The following is a 2,175-nucleotide window of genomic DNA, read 5'->3' as shown; positions in this document are numbered from 1 at the left end:
CGGCCGGGGCCGGGCCGACGGCGTCGAGGAACTCGGCGGCGGTGACCTCGCGCAGCGAGGCGGCGGCCACGCCGACCTCCTCCAGTTGGCGCGCGGTCGGAGTGGCCCTGCCGTTGAGCAGCAGGCCGTCGATCACCGCGCCGGGGGCGAGGCGGTGCGCGGTGAGCGCACCCCACTTCCAGCGGGTGTCGGAGTCGGCGAGGACGGCGACACGAAGCTGTCGGTCGCCGGTCTCGGGAGCGGTACGAATGGGCACGTCGACGACGCTAGGAAGCGATGGGGCTGAGCGGCCCAACGCCAATACAACAGACGGTTAACAGCACATCGACTTACGGCCAACCGCCTTTTTGGCAAGGGTGGTTCACCGTAAGGACATGCGGAGTTCACGCAACGGCCGGGCGGCGGTAAAGACGTCCGCCGGGTGGACGTCTAACGTCACCCGCGTGGTTAAGCTCTCGGCCATCGTGCCGTTCTACAACGTGCGGCCCTTCGCGGGCGACGCGCTGCGCAGCCTGCGCGCCAACGCCCGGCCGGGATTCGAGTTCCTGCTGGTCGACGACTGCTCCACCGACGGCACGACGGAACTGCTGGAGCGCGCCGCCCGGGAAATCCCCGGGGCGCGGCTGCTGCGCCACGAGGAGAACAGCGGAATCGCCGCCGCCCGCAATACCGGGCTGAACGCGGCCCGGGGCGAATTCCTGACCTTTCTCGACGGCGACGACTGGCTGGCGCCCGGCCATTACGCACGACTGGTGGAGAACATCGAGCAGTTGGGGTGCGATTTCCTGCGCACCGACCACGTGCGCTGCACCGGGACCCGGCGCACGGTGACCCGGGTCCCGCACGGTCGCCGCGGCGTCGTCCTGGACCCGCGGGCGGCGATCCTGCCCGCCGGGCGCACCACCTGCGTCGACTACTCCTACGCCTGGGCGGGCGTCTACCGGCGGCGGCTGCTGGAACAGGGGCTGCTGCACTTCCACCCCGGTCTGCGGACGGCCGAGGAACGGCCCTGGATCTGGCGGCTGCACCGGGAGGCCTCGTCGTTCGCCGTCGTGGGCCTGCTGGGCGTCTTCTACCGGCGGGGGGTCGCCTCGTCGCTGACCCAGATCGGTGACGCCCGCCAGCTCGACTTCATCCGGGCGTTCGACCTGCTCGTCGCGGAGACCGCGCGGGACGCGGAGGCGGCGGCGCTGCTACCGAAGGCCGTCCGCACCTACTGCGCGGTGATCCACCACCACCTGGTCAACGACCGCTACGCGCCGCGCATGGCCCGGCAGGTGCGGTCGCTGAGCGCGGCGGCGCTGCGGCGGCTGCCGTCCGACCTGGTCAACGAGGCGCTGGACTCCATGGACGCGCAGCGCTCGGTGCGGCTCCGCCGGTTGCGCCACCGTCCCTCGACCGCCGCCCGCTCCACCGCCCCCTTGAGCGCCTCCACGGCGACCGGGACCTCCGGCACGTCCGGCACCTCCACCGCGACCGGGGCGGGGGCACGATGACACCGCCCGCCGTCTCGCCGGGAACGGGCCGGCTCACCCGGCTGTTCGTGGCGGCGACCGCCCTGGACGTGGCCGTGCACGCGGCGGCGCTGGAGGCCGGGTGCTTCCCCGGGCCGGCGCGCCACCTGCTGGTCGTCAGTGACACGTCGCCGGTTCCGGAGGTGTCCTGGGGAGTCGGTGCAGCGACCGTTCCGGGCGCTGCCCGCTTCGACCGGGTGCTGTCCTGGAACGCGGCGATCCACCCGCGCCACCCGGGCAGTTGGCAGCCGCGGGAGTCGGACGTGCCGGTGTGGGAACGGCAGGTGCGGCTGCTGTGGGAGCTGGGGGACGGGCCGGTCGAGGTCGTCGCCCCGCACGCCGAGCACGCGCTCGCGCAGGTCTTCACGGACTCCCCCGTCGAGGTCTGCGTGACCGGCGCCGCCGCCTACCTCCCGGCCGCCCACGCCCTCGACAACCTGACCGGCACCCGGGTCCGGCGGCTGCTCCACCTGGACCTGCTGCCCGGCGTCCCGGCGCTGCTGCTCGACGAGTTCGGCGTCCCGGCAAAGACGGTCCCCACCGCCGCCCTGCACGCCGTGCTCGCCGACCACCCCGCGCCGGCCGCCCTCACCGGCTCCCCCGGGCCCGGGACGGCGTTGCTGCTCGCCGGGCCCGACGAGCGGTCCGCCGCCCGCACCCT

2 protein-coding genes and 1 pseudogene are annotated in these 2,175 nt (G+C 73.9%); 2 read left to right on the top strand and 1 reads right to left on the bottom strand.

The window, feature by feature from the left end; genetic code table 11:
• Positions 1 to 256: DUF6716 putative glycosyltransferase (locus ACYVE9_RS23985; protein WP_461029978.1), on the bottom strand; the 256-nt coding region annotated here is incomplete at its 3' end.
• Positions 257 to 443: 187 nt separating this feature from the next.
• Here ACYVE9_RS23985 and ACYVE9_RS23980 point away from each other — a divergent pair.
• Both ACYVE9_RS23980 and ACYVE9_RS23975 read left to right on the top strand, forming a co-directional pair.
• Positions 444 to 1,496, top strand: a complete 1,053-nt coding sequence (locus ACYVE9_RS23980) for a glycosyltransferase family 2 protein (protein ID WP_461029977.1) — start codon at positions 444 to 446, stop codon at positions 1,494 to 1,496.
• Positions 1,493 to 2,175 (top strand): annotated as a pseudogene (locus ACYVE9_RS23975) (hypothetical protein); the annotation flags it as partial. The gene ACYVE9_RS23980 and the pseudogene ACYVE9_RS23975, both read left to right, overlap by 4 nt.

It is taken from the genome of Streptomyces sparsus (genome assembly GCF_054776295.1).
This window is presented reverse-complemented; position numbering and strand designations above follow the sequence as displayed.